15 protein-coding genes are annotated in these 18,905 nt (G+C 63.9%); 8 read left to right on the top strand and 7 right to left on the bottom strand.

Annotated elements, in window-relative coordinates:
• Positions 1-96 precede the first annotated feature (96 nt).
• Both SH412_RS11600 and SH412_RS11595 read left to right on the top strand, forming a co-directional pair.
• Entirely contained in the window at positions 97-1,896 is a 1,800-nt protein-coding gene (locus tag SH412_RS11600; RefSeq protein ID WP_336523677.1) for a hypothetical protein, read from the top strand.
• Positions 1,897-2,320: 424 nt separating this feature from the next.
• Entirely contained in the window at positions 2,321-4,621 is a 2,301-nt protein-coding gene (locus tag SH412_RS11595; protein WP_336523676.1) for a serine/threonine protein kinase, read from the top strand.
• 10 nt (positions 4,622-4,631) lie between these two features.
• Here SH412_RS11595 and SH412_RS11590 read toward each other — a convergent pair whose 3' ends face one another.
• Complete coding sequence (locus SH412_RS11590; protein ID WP_336523675.1) at positions 4,632-5,939, bottom strand: DUF1015 domain-containing protein; 1,308 nt, start codon at positions 5,937-5,939, stop codon at positions 4,632-4,634.
• Between the two features lie 106 nt (positions 5,940-6,045).
• Entirely contained in the window at positions 6,046-7,212 is a 1,167-nt protein-coding gene (locus tag SH412_RS11585; protein ID WP_336523674.1) for an AraC family transcriptional regulator, read from the bottom strand.
• 291 nt (positions 7,213-7,503) lie between these two features.
• Here SH412_RS11585 and SH412_RS11580 point away from each other — a divergent pair, with 291 nt between their 5' ends.
• The 5 genes from SH412_RS11580 (at position 7,504) to SH412_RS11560 (ending at position 14,403) form a co-directional block, all read left to right on the top strand.
• A complete protein-coding gene (locus SH412_RS11580) occupies positions 7,504-8,616 on the top strand; it encodes a Gfo/Idh/MocA family protein (RefSeq protein WP_336523673.1) in 1,113 nt (370 codons plus the stop codon).
• A 260-nt stretch (positions 8,617-8,876) separates the two neighbouring features.
• On the top strand, positions 8,877-9,302 hold the full coding sequence (locus tag SH412_RS11575) for a PIN domain-containing protein (protein WP_336523672.1): 426 nt from the start codon (positions 8,877-8,879) through the stop codon (positions 9,300-9,302).
• A gap of 19 nt (positions 9,303-9,321) precedes the next feature.
• Positions 9,322-9,549, top strand: coding sequence for a DUF433 domain-containing protein (locus tag SH412_RS11570; protein WP_336523671.1), 228 nt, complete (start codon positions 9,322-9,324; stop codon positions 9,547-9,549).
• The gene (locus SH412_RS11565) at positions 9,546-9,893 is read left to right on the top strand and encodes a DUF5615 family PIN-like protein (protein ID WP_336523670.1); all 348 of its coding nucleotides are present in this window, start codon (positions 9,546-9,548) and stop codon (positions 9,891-9,893) included. Before SH412_RS11570 ends, SH412_RS11565 begins: the two co-directional genes overlap by 4 nt.
• A gap of 25 nt (positions 9,894-9,918) precedes the next feature.
• A complete protein-coding gene (locus SH412_RS11560; protein WP_336523669.1) occupies positions 9,919-14,403 on the top strand; it encodes a PVC-type heme-binding CxxCH protein in 4,485 nt (1,494 codons plus the stop codon).
• 248 nt (positions 14,404-14,651) lie between these two features.
• Here the strand turns inward: SH412_RS11560 and SH412_RS11555 are convergent, their stop codons facing one another.
• The 5 genes from SH412_RS11555 to SH412_RS11535 all read right to left on the bottom strand — a co-directional run bounded on the left by SH412_RS11555 (position 14,652) and on the right by SH412_RS11535 (position 18,263).
• Positions 14,652-15,545: a metallophosphoesterase gene (locus SH412_RS11555; protein ID WP_336523668.1), complete on the bottom strand. Its 894-nt coding sequence runs from the start codon at positions 15,543-15,545 to the stop codon at positions 14,652-14,654.
• 132 nt (positions 15,546-15,677) lie between these two features.
• Entirely contained in the window at positions 15,678-16,322 is a 645-nt protein-coding gene (locus tag SH412_RS11550; RefSeq protein WP_336523667.1) for a hypothetical protein, read from the bottom strand.
• A 40-nt stretch (positions 16,323-16,362) separates the two neighbouring features.
• Positions 16,363-16,881 (bottom strand): 3'-5' exonuclease, encoded by a 519-nt coding sequence (locus SH412_RS11545; RefSeq protein ID WP_336523666.1) that lies wholly within the window; start codon positions 16,879-16,881, stop codon positions 16,363-16,365.
• Positions 16,882-17,129: 248 nt separating this feature from the next.
• On the bottom strand, positions 17,130-17,822 hold the full coding sequence (locus SH412_RS11540; RefSeq protein WP_336523665.1) for a hypothetical protein: 693 nt from the start codon (positions 17,820-17,822) through the stop codon (positions 17,130-17,132).
• A 93-nt stretch (positions 17,823-17,915) separates the two neighbouring features.
• Positions 17,916-18,263 (bottom strand): low molecular weight protein tyrosine phosphatase family protein, encoded by a 348-nt coding sequence (locus SH412_RS11535; RefSeq protein WP_336523664.1) that lies wholly within the window; start codon positions 18,261-18,263, stop codon positions 17,916-17,918.
• 12 nt (positions 18,264-18,275) lie between these two features.
• On the opposite strand from SH412_RS11535, the gene SH412_RS11530 reads away from it, so the two are divergent.
• Positions 18,276-18,776, top strand: coding sequence for a hypothetical protein (locus SH412_RS11530; protein ID WP_336523663.1), 501 nt, complete (start codon positions 18,276-18,278; stop codon positions 18,774-18,776).
• The last annotated feature ends 129 nt before the right edge of the window (positions 18,777-18,905 follow it).

Below are 18,905 nucleotides of genomic sequence, written 5' to 3'. Positions count from 1 at the left end.
GGCCGACGACAAGTGACCAGGAACATGCCGAGGCGCGCCGCTGCATCAGCGACCCTCGGCATTTCCGTTCGAATGCAAAGTCTGGAGTCTGCTTCGATGTCGAATGTGTCTGCCTTTCCGCGATCCATGTCCGCGGCGATTCTGACTGTGGCGCTTTTGTCAGTGACGCTGTGGTCTGCTTGTCTTCCGGCGGAAGAAGCACCTCCCTCTGCGGTCGGACCGCTGCTGAAGCTCTATCAGAGCGACCGGCTGCCGGCGGAACGGCAGCCGGCGGTCGTCGAGATGATCTGCAATCGGGGCAACGAGCACGATCTGCGGGTGGTCTTCGATCGCCTGGTGCAGCCGGAAGGCATGTCGACCGCTCTGCGGTTGAAAGTGCTGGGCTGGCTGACGCAGGCGCATCGGACGCGGAAGGTGAAGCCGAACGGGGAACTGGACCCGTTGACGGTGCTGATCAAGTCGAAAGACGCCGCTCTACGAACTGCGGCTGTGCAACTGGCGGCCGACTGGCGCCTGGCGGCCGTCGCGCCGACATTGCAGCAGATTGCGACCGATCCCGGCGCGACGCCTGAGTTGCAAAAGGTCGCGATTCGCGGCCTGGTGGCCCTGCAGGGAGCGGGAAGCAAGGCGACGCTGGTGAAGCTCGCCAGCAGCGGAGCGACGATCGCCGGGCGGATGCAGGCGGTCGCGGCCCTGACGACGGTGGATCTTGCCACGGCCGCGCAACAGGGGGCGGCCGTGCTGGCCGCGGCATCGCCGCAGGACGACCCCGCGCCTGTGCTCGACGCATTCTTCGACCGCAAGGAGGGCTCGAAGCTGCTGGCCGCCGCGCTGGAGTCGCAGAAGCTGACGGTCGACAACGCGAAGCGGTCGTTGCGGTATATGTATTCGGTCGGCCGGAGCGACGCGGAGCTGTCGGGAGTTTTGAGCAAAGCGGCGGGGGTCGCCGCCGATCCGGCTCCGCCGACGCCGGAAGAGGTCGCGAAGCTGGTCCAGGAAGTCACGGACAAGGGGGACGCCGCCCGCGGCGAGCTGGTGTTCCGCCGGAACGACCTGAGCTGTCTCCGCTGTCACAGTCTGAACCGTGCGGGAGGCCAGGTCGGTCCGGAGCTGGGGGCCGTGGGGGGCTCGTCGCCGCTCGATTACATCATCAATTCGGTGCTCAATCCGAATCTTGCGGTGAAAGAGCAGTACGCCACTCGGGTCTTTGAGACTTCGGACGGCAAGGTTCTGACCGGCATTGTGATCGACCGCGACGAGTCCCGCGTCCGGATTCGCGATTCGCAGAGCAAGGAACTGCTGATTCCGACGGCCGATATCGAAGACGAAGTCGAAGGCCGGTCGATCATGCCGAACGGCCTGACGAAATTTCTCACGCACGACGAACTGCTCGATCTGATTGCGTTTGTGGCCGGTCTCGGCAAGCCGGGGACTTATGCGGTGCGGACGGCCCCGATTGTTCAGCGGTGGCAGGTGCTGGCGAATCCGCCGGCGGAACTGACCAGCGACGTCCCTCACCTGGAGCATCTGCGTCAGCACGTCCTGGGGGCGCCGCCGGAAGCCTGGACGTCGGCCTATGCGATGTTCTACGGCGAACTGCCGCTGAGCGAATTGCGCCAGGGCGACGGGCCGAAAGTCGCGCTGCTGCGGGGCGAGGTGGAAGTGACGGAGCCTGGGCCGGTGGAGATCGAGATTTCGTCGACGGAAACAGTGCAGGTCTGGGTCGACGCCCAGTCGATCGATCCGCGGAGCAAGGTCGTATTGCCGCTGGACAAGGGCCGGCATGCGATCGTCGTTCGCGTGCAGATTTCCGGCTCGCAGGCGCCGACGCTGAAGGCGACGCTCAGCCGGCCGGAGGGATCCGCGGCCCAGTTCGAGGTCGTCGGCGGAAGTTGAGGCCATTGCGTGAAAACGGAGTGACAGCGGATGGCGCGATTCCTTCGAACATTCCGCCGAGTTCGAGCATCGCGACGGACCGGTCTGCGCGGTCTGCAAGTGCTGTGCGGATCGTGCTGCACGGGGGTGGCCCCGGTGACGTTGCGCGGATGGCGTGAGGGGCCATAAGGCTTTGGCTCGCAGGGCGTTATGTGATTGCGAAAGTACGCCCGCACACTTCCGTACGATGATCTATGCTTCGGTGGGATGATATCCGGTCCGGAGCGTGCCAGCCCGCGGACCGGTTTCCCCGGGAAACCTCTGGCGGAGTGCTGCCGGAGGTTGCCTGGACGGGCCACTCCACCGGGATCTCACGCGACTGATGTCCGAACACCGGCCAGCCGAGCTTCATGCCTCTCCCTCGATCGCAGGGAGCAGTTCGGCCATGTCCGGACTGGCCAGTCTGTTCGGCCAGATGTTTACCACCGGTTCCCAGAATCAGGCCGCGCCTGTCCGTCCGCTGCCGCGGTTCGTCTATGTCTGGCCGATTCTCGGTGCGGCGGCGATCGCCTGCGTCGGTTTCTGGGTTTCGACGTCGGTCAATCAAGTTCTTCGGGCCAGTTGCGTCCGGGAGCTGAAGTCGTACCTCGATTCCGATGTCGAAAAACTGCGGCTGTGGCTGCAGAGCCACTCCGATCGGGCCGCGGAGCTGGCAGAATCGGCGGACTGGCAGCAAAAGCTGCTGCCGAAGCTGGCTCGCCCGGTCGGACCGGCCGACGCGATGGCTTCCGAAGCCGTCGCCGGCTCGTCGTTGCGAGAGAGCCTGTCGCGCATTCTGGATCGCTATGAATACGCGGGCTACCTGCTGCTCTCGCCGGACGGAGTTGTTCGCGATGCGGAATCGGACATCCCGGTCGGACAGACACTGAGCGGCTATCCCGCGGAGTTTCTGCAGCGAGTGCTCGCCGGGCAGTTGACGGTGTCAAAACCGTTCTCCAGTGAAATCCTGCTGCCCGGTCCCAACGGCGGGCCGCGGCTGAATCACCCGGTGATGCTCGTGGCGGTGCCTGTCCGGGATGGCGCCGAAGTTTGTGGAGCGCTGGCCTTCCGGCTGGCGCCGGAACAGGGATTCTCGCGGCTGCTGGCCGAGGCCCACGCCTCTGACGCCGGGGAGACCAGCGTTTTCGACCGGAACGGAGTGCTGCTGAGCAATTCCCGCTTCGACGAAGGCCTGAAAATGATTGGTCTGTTGCCCGACCGTCCCGACGCCCGTTCGATTCTGAATATCGAGATGCGCGATCCCGGAGTCGATCTGCGGGCGGAAGTCCGCTCGCCGGTGCGACGTTCGGAGCAGCCCTTGACGCGGATGGCGGAATCGGCGGTCCGGGGGGAATCGGGGATCGATATCAACGGCTACCGCGACTATCGCGGCATCCCGGTCATCGGCGCCTGGACCTGGCTGCCGGAGTACGACTTCGGCGTGGCGACGGAGATTCCGATCGACGTGGCGTTTCTGCCGTTGCAGGTGGTGGAGAATGTCCATCGCAGCCTGATGACGCTGCTCTGCGTGGCGGCGATCGGCGTCTTCGCCTTCATGATGCACCTGGAGCGCCAGCAGCGACGCCTGCAGCATGCCGTCGTCGCCGCGCGGCAGCTCGGGCAGTACACGCTGGAAGAGAAGCTGGGGGCGGGGGGCATGGGAACCGTCTATCTGGCCCGGCATGCCTTCCTCCGGCGGGCGACCGCGGTCAAATTTCTCGACGTCGACAAGGGTTCGCCGCACGCGATCGCCCGCTTCGAACGGGAAGTACAGCTCACCGCCCAGCTCACGCATCCCAATACCATTGCAATCTACGACTTCGGCCGGACGCCGGAGGGGATCTTCTATTATGCGATGGAGTATCTCGACGGGATCAATCTGGAACAGCTCGTTCGTCGGGAAGGTTGCATCGGCGAAGCGCGCCTGATGCACATTATGCGGCAAGTCTGCAGCTCGCTGGCGGAAGCGCATTCGCTCGGCCTGATCCATCGTGATATCAAGCCGGCGAACATCTTCCTGACCAAGCGGGGAGGTCTCGTCGACTTTGTGAAGGTGCTCGATTTCGGCCTGGTCAAAGCGATCCAGGACCGGGAGGGCGATGTCCGACTCGACTCCGACAACGGGCTCGCCGGGACGCCGCTGTACATGTCGCCCGACGCGATCCGGCAGCCGCAGTTCGTCGATGCCCGCGCGGACGTCTATTCCCTCGGAGCCGTTGCCTACTTTCTGCTGACCGGCACGCCGGTCTTTTCGGGCGACGGCGTTCATAAGATCTGCATGGCGCACGTGCTTTCGACGCCGGAGCCTCCATCGGTCCGGAGCGGTCGCACCGTCACACACGAACTCGAACTGCTGATTCTCCGGTGCCTGGCGAAGAATCCGGACGAGCGACCGCGCGACGCGGCGTCATTGCTGCACGAAATCGACCGCTGCCGTCTCCACGAGGGAGCTTCACAGGCCCAGGACGCGGCATTGTTCGAAGTCTCGCCCGACCGCTTCGAGCCGGTGGCGTCGGTGACCGAGCTGGAGCGACTGCTCGACGAAGTCGTGAACCTTGGCCAGACGGTGGTGGGTTTCGAATCTCTGTATCAGAACGTCGGCGCCTTCGAAGAGTTCTTCGCGCAGCCCGACGAACTGGCCGAGCTGCAGACGCTGGCGTACGCTCCCGGAGCGCGGCCGGACCAGTCCGTCGAGAGCAGGAACTGAGTCCGTCGGTTCACGTCAGCGAGTGAAACACCAGTCCCGAGAGGAGCTTCGGATAGAAGTAGGTGCTCTTGGGAGGCATGGTTTCCAGCCCGCCGGCGATCTCTTCGACGTGATCGACCGTTGCTGGCGGAACCAGACAGCCCAGATCGCAGGCGCCGCTGCGGACAGCCTCGGCGACTTCGGAATCGCGGTGAACGTACCGCAGCTCCGGCCCCGCGCCCGTCACACGGGAGGCGAGCAGTTTTCCCAGCACCAGCGTGTGAAGCAGACTGACGCCCAGATCACGCCAGGCCGGGCTATGGTCGGCGGCAAGCGCGTCCATGGCCGAGGGATCGAGGCAGCGGGCGAAAATCCACTGCTGATCGGCGGCGCAGCCGAATCCGAGGACATCCTGCCCGCCGTCGGCGGCGACCAGCTCCCACGCTTCGCGGGCGCCTGCCGCGCCGGTCCCGGCGATCTCGGTTTCGAATGTCCCGGCCAGCGCTTCCTGGACCGCTGCGGCCGTCAATCCCGGCAATCCCTGGACCAGTCGATGCGTCGGCAGCACGGTCAGACCGGGATCCTGGAGTGAGACAAGCGTCGCAAGGATAAAGTTGGGCGGGGCGTTTTCGTTGGCGAGTTTGCCGGCAGCTCGGAGCTCGTTGCGATAATTCAGGGAAGTTTCGTAGCGATGATGGCCGTCGGCGATAAAGACCGGCTTTTCGAGCAACGCTTCTTTGGCGCGATTGATCGCCGCCGGATCGGTGACAACCCAGACGCGATTCCGTACGCCGTTGTCGTCATTCGCCTCCAGGGACGTCAAACCGATACAGTGGTCGTCGATCTGGCGCTGGATGTCGCAATTCGGGTCCGAATACAGTCCGAAGATCGGCGAGAAATTGGCCCGGCTGGCCCGGATCAGCTTGAGCCGGTCGGCTTTCGGGCCTGACAGAGTCTGCTCGTGCGGGAAGACCTTCCCGGCGCCGAACTCTTCCAGCCGCAGTCGACCGACGATTCCCTTGCGGAGAAACGTCCGTCCTTCCCAGGAGTATTCCTGGTGATAGACGTAGAGGGCTTCTTCGTGTTCCTGGCGCAGCACGCCGTCGACGCGCCAGTGCTTCCAGAGACTGGCGGCCCGTTCGTAGCGGGCGTCGGGAGTCACATCGTCCGGCTCGCTCCGGTTCAGGTCGAGTCGGACGACGTTGTACGGATGGCGGGCGTACAGGGCCGCCTGCTGAGCTTCGTCAATCACGTCGTACGGTGGCGCGACGACGTCCGTCAGATCGCCAGCCTGGGCGACATCGTACCGCCAGCCTTGAAACGCACAAATCTCAGCCATGAACGAGTCAACTTCCTGATAATTGCGGATCGGTCGGCGGAGCACCGACTAAGCGCTGACTATATCGCCAGCTCCCATTCACCTGCCAGCCCGGCGGAAGTTTGGCTCAGTTTCCCGCCGGTCGGCTGCTGGCGTGTTCCCGCCGAAAGAGGCTGGGGGGCTGGCCGAGCTCCCGTTTGAAGGCCACTGTCAGGTATTCCGGGTGAGCAAATCCGGTGCGGGCGGCGATCTCCGCCAGACTCAAGTCGGTCTGCGTCAGAAGTCGGCAGACGTGTTCGAGCCGGATCCGCAAAATCTCCTGATGGGGCGATCGACCGACGGCGTCGCGAAAACGGGCTTCCAGCACGCGCCGCGACAGCGGCGTCGCCCTCAGCACGTGGGAAACGTCGATCCCCTCCCGCGCGTGCTCGCGGATGTAGCGCAGGGCCGTGGCCACTTCCCGGTCTTCAATCGCCAGGACGTCGGTCGACCGCCGGGCGATGACTCCGAGGGGGGGCAGGAGGTAGGCCTGCGGCGGAACGTCTTCCCCCGACAGCATGCGGTTAAGCAGCTCGGCAGCGAGGGCCCCCGTCCGCCGGGAGTCGGGTTCGATGCTCGACAGCGGAGGCGTGCAGAGATTGCAGAGGAGCTCGTCGTTGTCGACGCTCAGTACGGCGACCTGCTCCGGTACTGCGATCCCGAGCTCCCGGCAGGCGTCGAGGACGAGTTGTCCCTTGATGTCGTAGCACGTCAGGATGCCGATGGGCTGGGGCAGGCCCCGAAGCCAGCGCCGCAGGCGATCGGCTTCTTTCGCAGGCGAATCGTCTTTTGTCGCCGCCGGCGCAAACGTCTGGCACTCAACCCCAGCCTCGGCGCACCACCGCTCGAAGTGCATCTGCCGCCAGGTCGACCAGTTGAACCGAGGGTCGCCGACAAATCCCAGACGGCGGAATCCGCGCTCAGCCAGATGCTCCGCGCCGAGGCGGGCGATGGCGGCATCGTCGGTTTCGACCCACGGAATCTCCGGAAGCGTGCGCGCCGCGCTGACGTCGATCACCGGGACCTTCAGCTTGCGGACCGCGGCCGCGATCTCCGGCGTCTCGATCCGCGCAATGACGCCATCCCCTTTCCAGCGTCCCAGCCACGCGGGCGGCGTTTCGCCACGACGCTGCTCCGGGAGCCAGATCGACCAGGCGTCGTGCGCGCGAACATACGCCGTGATCCCTTCCAGCAGGCCGCGGGCGTAGCCGTTAGACGTTTCGATCAGCAGTGCGACGGATGGGCGGTGCGTCATGGTTCCAGCGAGTTTAGCCGAAGCGTCGCCAAAAAACTCATGTTTCTTCTGCGATCTGCGAACGAAGGCGGCCAAAGGTGGCATTGTTCTGCGAGCGGTGCGGACCAGGCTGGCAAGTCGGCTGGTGAAAAAACTCAGGTCCAGTACGCAAATCCTCATGGAGTCGGCGGGGGGCGACGGTATGATCCAACCATCGGTTTACGAGTCTTTAGAAAGTCCCGGCCGGCGCGTTACGATGACCGGTCGTTGCGAATCTGTCCCGTCCAGGTTTCTGCTGCAGAGGCTGTCTCAATGAGCAAGTCGTTCAACGTCGCCATCGTCGGTCTGGGGTTCGGGGCGGAGTTCATCCCGATCTATCAGAAGCATCCGCTGGCCAGCATGTATGCGATCTGTCAGCGGGATGCGGCGAAGCTCAACAAGGTCGGCGACCACTTCGGTATCGGGCAGCGCTATACGAAGTACGAAGATGTCCTCGCCGATCCGAAGGTCGACTTCGTCCACATCAACTCGCCGATTCCCGACCACGCCCCGATGTCGATGGCGGCGCTGAAGGCCGGCAAGCACGTGATGTGTACGGTGCCGATGGCGACGACGATCGAAGAATGCGACCAGATCTGCGACCTGGTCGCGCAGACCGGCAAGAAGTACATGATGGCCGAAACCGTCGTCTACAGCCGCGAGTTCCTCTTCATCAAAGATCTGTATCAGAAGGGGGAGCTGGGGAAGATCCAGTACATGGCGGCGTCGCACCCGCAGGACATGGATGGCTGGCCGAGCTACTGGGAACGGATGATTCCCATGCACTACGCCACACACGTGGTGAGTCCCTGCCTCGGGCTGATCGACGGCCGGGCCGAGTACGTGAGCTGCTTCGGCTCCGGGACGGTGCGGGACGACATCCGCGAAAAGTCGGGCAACAAGTACGCCGTCGAGTCGTGCCATATCAAAGTCAAGGACTCAGACGTCGCCTGCCACATCTGGCGGTTCCTGTACGACACGGCCCGGCAGTACCGGGAGAGCTTCGACGTCTACGGCACGAAGAAGAGCTTCGAATGGACCCTCGTCGAAGGGGAGCCGCACATTCTCCATACGGCGAAGAAGCCGGAGCCGGAGATTCCCTCGAAAATCGAGGTCCCGGACTTCGCGCACCTGCTGCCGGAAGAAATCCGCCAGTTCACACGGAGCATTCAGGACGCCGACCATCTGTCGTTCGTCCAGGGGGGCGGTCACGGCGGCTCGCACCCGCACATGGTCAACGAGATGCTCACGGCCCTCGCCCAGGATCGCGACCCGCGGCCGAACGCGGTGACGAGCGCGAACTGGACCTGCGTAGGAATCTGCGCCCACCAGTCGACCGAGAAGGGGGGCGAAATCGTGAAGCTGCCGGCGTTTACGCTGGGATAAAGGCTGCGGCGAAGTGGCTGCGGAAGGATGCACAATGACGGCGACAGTTCTGGCAACGTATGTGGACGGCGTTTTCCGGCCGGCGGTTCCGGTCGACCTTCCGAACAATACTCAGGTTGAACTGATCATGAAGACCGCTGGTGAACCCGTAATCGCACAATCTGCGATCGGATCACGAGAGGCCATTGAGGCGTTCATTCAGCACTGCCGAGTGCAGCCGCTGCATACGAACGTAGGCTGGAATGGTCGGGATGAATTGTATGATCGCTTTTGACGCTAACGTCCTGATTGACTCGATGGACGACAGCAATCTCGTCAAGCATGAACGGGCGCTGGAGTGGTTCACGGAGCGTCTTGCGGATCCTGAAGTCCCGGCGCTCATGTGGCAAGTCGCCTGTGAAACGCTCGCCTGGCTCCGGAGGCGTGAAGCTCAGAAACTTCTGACGGGGATGCAGGTGGAGTCGGAGATCCGGCAGATTCTGTCCACATTTCCGGTATTGATTCCTACTCCAGAAGTTCTGGACGCCTCGCTCGCCCTCAAGAATCGCTACACCCTCTCCCACTGGGATAGCCTCCTGCTCGGCGCCTGCATCGTCGCCGGCGTCGACACGCTGTACAGCGAGGACATGTCGCATAACGGGGTTTACGATTCCGTCACGGTCATCAACCCGTTTGCTGCCGCCTGATCGACGCGAAAGATGAACCATGGATTACCGAGAATTGATTACCGTCGAGCCGGGGAAGCGCGGCGGAAAGCCATGCGTCCGGGGGCTGCGCATCACCGTCACGGATGTCTTGGAATACCTGGCGTCGGGAATGACGCCGGAGCAGATCGTGGAGGATTTTCCGGATCTGACTCTGGAAGACATTCGCGCGTGCCTGGCGTTCGCGGCTGACCGCGAACGCGGGCTGACAGTGGTTCCACATCCATGAACTGGCTCCTCGACGAGAATCTACCGAGGCGATTGCAGCGGGAACTCGCCGAGTACTTCGCGGACATGCAGCATGTCGGAGACCTCGGTCTTGAAGCTGTCGATGACGAGGTAGTCTGGGAATATGCTCGCGAACATGGCCTGACGATTGTCTTCAAAGACTCCGACTTCCAGCATCTCTCGGCTCGCTTTGGCGCTCCGCCGAAAGTGATCTGGCTGAGGGCTGGAAACCGTTCAACAAAGGAACTCGCGAGCTGGTTGCTGCAGTTCCTCGACGATATTCGTGCCTTTGAATCGGATGCCGCGGGCAGTCTGCTCGTCCTCGGCGAACCACCGTGCAACTGATGACTCTTCGCCTGAGGACGCCTCCATGTTTGAGTTTCACGAACTTGGTCGGCCGGGTCGCCGGCTCGTATCCCGACTCAGCCAATTCAGTCTGTTGCTGGGCTGCCTTGTCGGGGGCGCCCTGTCCGCCGCCGAACCCGCTCCGCTCAAACTCCTGTTCCTCGGCGACAACGGCCATCACCGTCCGCAGGAACGGTTCGTGCAGATCGAACCCGTGCTCCGCGCCCGCGGCATTGAGGCCAAGTACACCGACGATCCCGCGGACCTCAACGCGCAGACGCTCGCCGGGTTCGACGGGCTGATCCTCTTCGCCAACATCGACCGGATCACCCCGGAACAGGACCAGGCGCTCCTCGACTACGTCGAGGGGGGCAAGGCCTTCATCCCCCTGCACTGCGCCTCCTACTGCTTCCGCAACTCGCCGCGCTTCGTGGCGCTGGTCGGGGCCCAATTCCAGAAACACGGCGGCGAAGTCTTCGGCGTGGAAAACGTCCGCCCGGACCACCCGATCATGAAGGGCTTCGGCAGCTTCGAAAGCTGGGACGAAACCTACATCCATACGCTGCACAACGAGAAGGATCGCATTGTCCTGGAAGAACGCGTGCAGGGAGAACAGGCGCCAGGCCGCAAAAGCGAGCCCTGGACCTGGGTGCGGACGCAGGGCAAAGGCCGCGTCTTCTACACCGCCTGGGGGCACGATCAGCGGACGTGGGGCAATCCCGGTTTCCAGAATCTGCTCGAACGGGGTATCCGCTGGGCCTGCAAGCAGGATCCGTCGGCCGTCCCCGCCTGGTCCGATCCCGACAAGTTCGTCGTCCCGCAAATGACGGCAATCGCACCGGACGCCGCCAAGTTCGAATTCATCGACGTCGGACCCAAAATCCCGAACTACACGCCCGGCGAGAAGTGGGGCGTGCAAGGGGCCGCCAAGAACCTGATGCAGCAGCCCCTCTCGCCAGCCGAGTCGATGCAACATTATTCGGTGCCGGCAGGCTTCGAACTGCAGCTCTTCGCCTCCGAACCCGACCTCGGCGGCAAGCCGATCGCCATGACCTGGGATGAACGCGGCCGGCTCTGGGTCTGCGAGACGTATGACTATCCCAACGAGCTGCAGCCCCCCGGCCAGGGCCGCGACCGTATTCGCGTTTGCGAAGATACCGACGGCGACGGCAAGGCCGACAAGTTCACCCTGTTCGCCGAGAAACTCAGCATCCCGACCTCGATCGCCTTTCATCGCGGCGGCGTCATCGTCCAGGACGGCGTCGAAACGCTCTATCTCAAAGACACCGACGGCGACGACAAGGCCGACCTCCGCCAGGTCATCGTCACCGGCTGGGCGCTGGGAGACACCCACGGCGGCGTGAGCAACTTCCAGTACGGGCTCGACAACTGGATCTGGGCCATGCAGGGCTATAATAATTCCACGCCGGTCATCGCTGGCGGCCAACAGATCTCCCCGTTCCGTATGGGCTTCTTCCGCTTCCAGGTGGCGTCGCCAACGGCGAACAACGCCGAAGTCCCTGCCCTGGAATTCGTCCGCTCGACGAACAACAACACCTGGGGCCTGGGCATGAGCGAAGAAGGCGTGATCTTCGGCTCGACCGCCAATCACAATCCCAGCGTCTACATGCCCATCGCCAACCGCTACTACGAACGGGTCCGCGGCTGGTCGGCGGAACAGCTCGGCACGATCGCCGACACCCACCTGTTCAAAGCAATCAAGAAGGAGATCCGCCAGGTCGATCAGTTTGGCGGCTACACCGCAGGCTGCGGACATTCCCTCTACACCGCCCGGACCTATCCGGAGCAGTACTGGAACCGGACGGCGTTCGTCTGCGAACCGACCGGACACCTCGTCGGGACGTTCCTGCTGAAGAAAGACGGCGCCGACTTCCACTCGACCAGCCCGATGAACCTCGTCGCCAGCGACGACGACTGGGCCGCCCCGATCATGGCCGAGGTCGGCCCCGACGGCAACGTCTGGGTGCTCGACTGGTACAACTTCATCGTCCAGCACAACCCGACGCCGCAGGGCTTCAAGACCGGCAAGGGAAACGCCTACGAAAGCGACCTGCGCGATAAGAAGTACGGCCGGGTCTATCGAGTGGCATACACAGCGGAGAGCGGAGAGCGGACAGCGGAAAGCCAGAGTGCGCCCCTGTCGATTGATCGTCCGCAGGAACTGGTCGCAGCGCTCAAACGCGACAACCTGCTCTGGCGGCGGCATGCCCAGCGGCTGCTCGTGGAACGGGGAAAGCCGGACGTGGTCCCGGCGCTGCTCAAGCTGGTCGCAGATCAATCCGTCGACTCGATCGGCCTCAACACTGCGGCCATTCACGCCCTCTGGACGTTGCATGGCCTGGGCGTCATTCAGGACACACACAACGAAGTCCGGCCGGTGGTGGTCGCTGCGCTGAAACATCCGTCGGCCGGCGTTCGCCGCAATGCGTTGCAGGTGCTGCCTTCGGCCGAGTCTTCGACGTCAGCGATCCTCGGTGCGGGCTTGACTCGCGACCCGGACCCACAGGTCCGTCTGGCCGCGACGCTGGCCCTGGCCGACATGCCGGTCAGCGAACAGGCCGGAATCGCCGTCGCCGCGATGGTCATCGCACCGAACGGTATGGGTGATCGCTGGCAGTCGGATGCGGTGACGGCCGCCGCGGCCGCGCAGGCCCTCCCCTTCCTGGAAGGACTGGCCGCAGGCCAGTCCCTGTCCTCCGTCTCCCCTGCCCCGCGGCTGAGTGACAAGGCGGCCAACACGGTCGCCATCGTCGCGGAACATATTGCCCGCGGTCGCCCGTCGTCGGACGAAGTCGCCCGGCTGGTGAAGCTCCTCTCCGTCGCCGAGGTCTCGACGACAGAAGCGTTGCTCGCCGGCCTCTCCCGCGGCTGGCCCAGGGACGCCAAAGTCGAACTCTCCGCCGCGACCGAAAAACAGCTCGTCGAAGTCCTCCGCCGCGTCCCCGCCGGCAGCAAGGGGCAGCTCATCCGGCTGGCCGTGCTCTGGGGGAGCAAGGAACTGGAACAGTACGCCGCGGAAATCGTCGAGTCGCTCCTGAAAGTCGTGAAAGACGCCAAAGCCTCCGACGACGACCGCGTCGCTGCCGCCGAGCAGCTCCTGACGTTCCAGTCGCAGTCCGACGAAGCCGTCGAACGTCTGCTGGACGTCGTTTCGCCGCAGTCCGGGCCGGAGTTCGTCGCCCGGCTGATCGGCAAACTGTCGGTCAGCCAGGCCCCGGCTCTCGGGGAAACGCTCGTCGAAAAGAGCCGGTCCTTCACCCCGTCCGCCCGCATCGCCGCCTTCCGCGTCCTGCTCGGACGCCCGCAGACGACCGTGTCGTTCCTCGACGCCGTCGAAGCTGGCAAGCTGCAGCTTGCGGATCTGACGCTTGATCAGAAGCAGGCGCTGGCGTCCCATCCGGATCGGTCGATCCGCGATCGCGCCCAGAAGCTCCTCAAGCAGCTCGGCGGCCTCCCCAGCCCCGATCGCGAAAAGGTTCTGCAGGAACTGCTCCCCCTCGCGCAGCAGACGGGCGATGCGGTCGCCGGCAAAGAGATCTACAAGAAGCAGTGCGCCAAGTGCCACACGCACAGCGGCGAGGGAACGAAAATCGGTCCGGACCTGACCGGCATGGCGGTCCATCCCAAGAGCGAATTGCTGGTCCACATTCTCGACCCCAGCCGGAGCGTCGAAGGCAATTACCGCGTCTACACGGTGGTCCTCAATGACGGCCGGGTGATGACCGGGATGCTGGCGGGGGAAAGCCGGACGGCGGTCGAGCTGATCGACACCGAGGCCAAGCGGCACCCGATCCAGCGCGAGGACATCGACGAACTGGTCTCATCAACGAAGTCGCTGATGCCCGAAGGCTTCGAGAAGCAGGTGAAGCCCGAAGAGGTGCGGGACCTGCTGGAGTTCCTCACCAAGCGCGGCAAGTACGTCCCGCTCGACCTGGCCAAGGTGGCAACGGTCGTCAGTACGCGGGGGATGTTCATCAATAAAGAGGCCGACCCGGAACGACTGATCTTCCCCGACTGGTCGCCGAAGGTCTTCGAAGGGGTCCCGTTTCAGCTCGTCGATCCCGAAGGGGACCGCCGGCCGAATGCGATCCTGCTGCAATCGCCGAACGGGCCGCTCACCCGCGATCTGCCGCGGACAGTCACCCTCCCCTGCAACATGCCGGCGAAGGCGATTCACTTCCTCAGCGGCGTCAGCGGCTGGGGTTTCCCCTACGGCCAGGAGAAATCGGTGACGCTGATCGTCCGGCTGAAGTACGCGGACGGGACGACCGAAGACCACGCCCTGAAGAACGGCGAAGAGTTCGCGGACTACATCCGCGTGGTCGACGTCCCGAAGTCGAAGCTCGCCTTCCGCCTGCGGGGCCAGCAGATCCGCTACTTCGCCGTGACACCCGAGCGGGCCGAGAAAATCGCCACGATCGAACTGGTGAAAGGCCCGGACACGTCCGCCCCGGTGGTGATGGGCGTGACGATCGAGTCGCGGGAGTAGGCCCAGGAGTTCCGGAAAGTGAAAAGTGAGTATTGAGAAGTGATGAGTGCAAAGTGAATGGAGAGTTAGGGGCAGGCGTGCACTGTCTCTCTATATAACTACTCACTACTCACTTGGCACTCTCCGGATTCTACGTACGACGGAGGCCACCTTTCATCGGCTGACAGCAGTGCGACAGGCATGGTCAACCAGATCCAGGTGATCGCGACGCCGATCGTTTGAAGTTCAAAGATGCGGCTGTCGTTGCCTCACCCCCGCACCAGCCGGAACACCGTCACCTCCGGCCGGCAGTTGAACCGCACCGGCAGCAGGTGGCCCAGGCCGCGGCTGATGGAGAGCCTGCGGCCGTCCGCCAGCGCGAACTCGCCTGCGGTGTAACGCCGGTTCTTGACCGGCAGCAGCGGCGGAGGCAGAAACGGCGGCTTGCACTGGCCGCCGTGCGTATGCCCCGACAGGATCCACCCGCGATAGCCGTCCCACCCCGCCAGGTCCGCCCCGTCCGGGTTGTGACACAGAACCAGCCGGCCGGCGTCGGGCGATGTCTGCTGCAACGTGTGCTTCAGTCGGAAGTTGCCGTGCCACAGATCGTCGACGCCGGCGATCTGCAGCCCGCCGAGGTCGGACGCCGCGTTGACGAGCATCTGCAGTCCGCAATCCTGCAGGATGCCGCACAGCCGCGGGGCCGTGGGCAGGCCGTCCGAGGAAGAACTGTAATCGTGATTGCCGAGGCAGCCCAGCGTGGCGACCGAACCGCCCGGCAGATGGGCATAGACCCGTGCGACCTGTTCCAAGTCCGGCGGCAGGAGCGCGTAGCTCGTGACGAAGTCGCCGGTCACGACGACGACATCCGGCTGCAGGTTCGCAACCTGCTGGAACGTGCGGATCAGATAGTCTTCACCGACCTGTCGGCCGACGTGAATGTCACTGAGCTGCACCAGCGTCCGGCCGTCCCAGTCGGCCGGTAGGTTCTCGATCGGCAGATCGCGGTGGACGAACTCGACCCACTCCGGTTCGATAAAATACGCGTCGGCGAAACAGCCGAGACCGATCGCAGGGACGGCCCACTTGAGCCATTTGCGACGCGACCAGACGGAGCGCCGATTGGGCGGGTCGGAGGGAGGCTCAATCGAGCGAGTTTCCATCAATGGGTCTCGGACAATGGGATCCGGCGTGACATCACGGGTGGCCGGGGCTGGAGCGTCTTCGCGAAGCCCCGGAACTCAGAACACCGGCAATTCCCTTGGTTCCGGCCCCGGCCACACTGCCGAACTCGCTCATTCCTTCCTGACATACACAGTCCGCGACCACTCGCCCCAGTCCCGGCCGGCCGGCTTCTCGGCGTCGCAAGTCGTCGCCGATCCCCCTTCGGGAGCCGGCGTCGTCAGCAGGTCGGGATCGTTGAGGTCCGGCAGGCCGTCCTGCAGGCGCAGGTCGAAGAGGAGGCTCTCCCCTTCCAGTCGGAACCGGACATAGCATTTGCTCATGTCGCCCGGATCGTGGCGGTCTTCGTGATGCCACGCTTTCCCGCAGACCCAGCCGTCGTGCTCGTGCAGGCCGAAGCACCAGTATTCCTGCGCCAATCCGCCCTCGCCGAGGGCGACATTGCCGGTGAAGCGGAGTCGACTGTGCAGCTCCCGCAACTCCGGGTTCCTGGCGGACATCTCGCGCAGTCGGGCGATGACCTCTTCCGAAACGCATGCGGCGCGCTGCGCTGCGAACGTCTGCTCCTGATCGACGGCCCAGACCCCTGCAAACGGCTTCATCAGCGGACTGGCCTGCGGAGGACTGAGCGGCCCGCCGTCCATGCCGGCCCCCTGCCCTGCTCCAGGCGCGCCGACCGGTCCGGGCGCCCCGCAGCCCGCAGAGGAAAACAACAGGCCGACAACCATCAGCCAGCACGCGGCAGAAAGCCAGTTCATTGTGCAGTTCCGGCAAGTTCGACGACGCAGTCCGCTCCGTTCAGTCCCACCGAATCTTGAGCCCCAGCTCTTTCATCTGCAAGAGCGCTTCGGCATTTCCGCGGGCGTCGTCGACCGGATGATGCGTGTGCTTCGTCTTCCGCAGGTGCTTGAAGTTCTTGAAACTGTCCTGCACCAGCCCCTTGTAGAGCGAGCCCAGGTTCACCGAGCTGTGCCCGAACGGATTCTTCCCCAGGAAGTGATGGAAGTACCAGTTGATGAATTGCCAGTCGAAGCCATTGTTGTCGGAAACGAAAATCGCCCGGCCGGGACAATGCTCCTGCAGCCAGGCGTCGAACCGGCCCATCACGGCGGCGGGATCGTCGAACTGCAGCGTCTCGTCGCGCGTGAAGCCACTGACGGCAAGGGCCTCGGGAACGAATTTCTCCGAGATCGGGCGGAGCTGGCCGTAGAACGAACGGCCAAGCTCCGATTCGACGATCACCGCGCCGAAGGAGATCATCGAGTAATCGCCCGGAATCGGTCCGTCGGCTTCAACGTCGACCATGATGTAGGGCATGGCAAGAATCCGGAAAGATTTGACCGCAGAGACGCAGAGGACGCGGAGAAGACCAGGAGAAAGTCCAACCACACTGGTTTCCAGGCTCTGCCTGGGAACCCCATCTTTGCGAGGCTCTGCCTCGCTCTTTGCCGCCTTGTTAGCGAGACCGGAAGAGGACGCAGAGCGTCCAATAGCGACGTTCCCAGGCAGGAGCCTGGGAACGAGGATAACCGTTCATGGCGACATTCGAGACTCTGCGCAGCCTCTTATTCCATCCTCACTCGTCCGTTCTCCTCCTCCGAACTCCGCGTCCTCCGCGGCTCCGCGGTGAAATCCTCTTCTTCGGCATGCGTTGCAGCCGGCCCCGGCGCTCGGCCCGGCGGATCGAGACGCACCAGAAACACGCTGAACTTCCCCTCGCCGGCGGAGGTGGCGCCCGCCATGACCCACTTCCCCGAGACCGGCTGCAATGCCGTTGCGACTCCGTCGCGCCCGATGACCGGTACGCGCTGCTGCCCTTCCTGCAGCGTCAACGTCTGCCAGCCGGTCAGCCGGGCGTCGTCGACTTCGACATGGATCTGCGGACCGGCCTTCGGCTCAATCTCCAGCGTCGCCCGGACCAGCTCGCCGACCGTGTCGTGCTGCATCCCCTGCGACTTGCCGTCCGGCGTCAGCGGCGTCTGGTAATCGACCCGCTTCTGTCGGTTGGCTTCCTGCGTCTCGCCCGGGAGGAGATACACCGGCGGGTATTCTTTGAGTTCGGTGTCGCGCCGCTTCAGCACCTGAGGCAGATGAACGTCGGGTTTCTCCTCCAGCAGACTGCGTCCCTGTTCTGAAGTGGTCAGCTTGACCACGCTGACGGTGTACTGCACCGGGTCGCGGCGGACGGTGACCGTCGGCGTCTGGCAGCCGGCCAGCACCGGGACAATCCACAAAAACGACCACGCCGTGCAACGCATCTCCGGGCCTCGCCCGATTTCCTTCTCCGGGGGAATACAACGGAGATTTAGCAGAACGCCGTTCACGTGTCAGCACCGGTTGCCTTGGCGGTTTCATTCGGTGTCAGGCCCGAGCAGATCGGCGACTCGCAATTGCAGCAGTTCCACGAGCTCCGGGTCCATGAATTCATAGTCGTCCGGAATATCGAGCACTTCGATCCGCACGCCGCCCAAATCCCGGCCGAAGCGTTCCCGCAGTTGTGCGCGGTGTCGGGATTCCATGACCAGCACGACGTCGGCCCACTGCAGATCGCCTGCAGACACCACCCGGCGAGCGCTGGAGCTGATCCCCGCCGAGCGGACGTTGAGCCGGGACGAATCCCGCCAGAGTCGTTCGGCGGTCGGGCTGCGCCACTGGTTGCGGCTGCAGACGAACAGGACGTTGATGCGGGAATCGTTCACGGCAGGAGTCTCATGAAAACTGGCAATGAGTCATTCGACCAGATGCCGTCGACGGTTCCACCACTGATTGATGACGGTATCCGCCGGACCGATCTCGTCCTGGCGCAGGTGTTCCAGTGCTCTCCGAGAGATTTTCAGAACTTCCTCGTTCGGGGCATTGGTCAACCTCGCGATGCGGTCGATTTCCTCAATGGCGGACAGACTGCCGTGATGCGTGAAATGCGGCGAAACTGGTTGCCAGAGACTCCACTCGCCAACGGTTCGCCAGTTTGCCGACGGGAGGGAATCTCCTGCTGTGCGAAGCAACAGCCGGCTGACCGCAGTGTCGTCGATGCGACGATCGACGACGATTCCCAGAACTTCGAACGACTCGGCCTTACGGCCCGACGCGAGATCCGTCTCAATGCGCCGGACGGTGAGTCCCCAGCCGACAAATGCCGCTGCACCGAGGAAGAGCGGCAGACGCCAGACTATGCGACGTCGTCGCCGGGCGCGTTCAGCGGACGCGTGTGACTGGCCGGACGTTGCGAGAAGTGACACCATGACCGCCAATGGTACGAGATCTCATTCCGACAGGAGAGAGCAAAACGGCGACCGCGTTTTGTCTTCGGCGGAGCGGGCTGGATCCTCGCCAGAGCTGAT

Source organism: Planctellipticum variicoloris, from assembly GCF_030622045.1.
Classification (GTDB): domain Bacteria; phylum Planctomycetota; class Planctomycetia; order Planctomycetales; family Planctomycetaceae; genus Planctellipticum; species Planctellipticum variicoloris.
The sequence above is the reverse complement of the archived record's forward strand: the minus strand, read 5'-3'. Positions and strand labels throughout refer to the sequence as shown.